At 46.1% G+C, this 534-nt stretch carries 1 protein-coding gene; it reads left to right on the top strand.

From position 1 onward, the window contains the following. Window positions 1-534: DUF3379 family protein (locus R7E78_RS26015; protein ID WP_318058594.1), on the top strand; the 534-nt coding region annotated here is incomplete at both ends.

Below are 534 nucleotides of genomic sequence, written 5' to 3'. Positions count from 1 at the left end.
ATGTGGATGTGCCAGAGGATCTTGCTGATAAAATCTTGTTTAGCCAAACCTCTAGCGCGCTTGACGAAAAAGTCGTCAAACCCAACTTTGTCCGCAAAGCCATGGCGCTTGCAGCTTCTGTTGCCTTTACCGCAGGTTTACTGGTGGGGCAAATCAACTGGGGTAACATTCTGGTGCCACCGGCGCAAGCCAGTCTCGCAGATACAGCTATTAAACATGTCATTCATGAAGAGGCATTTGTGCGCCATTTAGATGAAAACGTGCCGAGTTCCCAGATCAACGCGAAGATGTCGCCATTTCATTATCAGTTTAGTGACAACTTCCCGTACCACGTTTACTACCTAAACCACTGTGGATTTGGTGAAGCTAATGCTTTACACATGGTTTTTCAGGGTGTAAAGGGCAAAGTAACGCTCTTTATTACGGGAATTTCTAGCCAACAAACGGCAGATTTTGAAAAGGATGGTATGACAGGTATCGTCCAACCCGTTGGTTCAACCAGCATGATTTTAGTCGGCGAACAAGGAGAAGACA

It is taken from the genome of Vibrio sp. YT-19(2023), from assembly GCF_033337395.1.
This window is presented reverse-complemented; position numbering and strand designations above follow the sequence as displayed.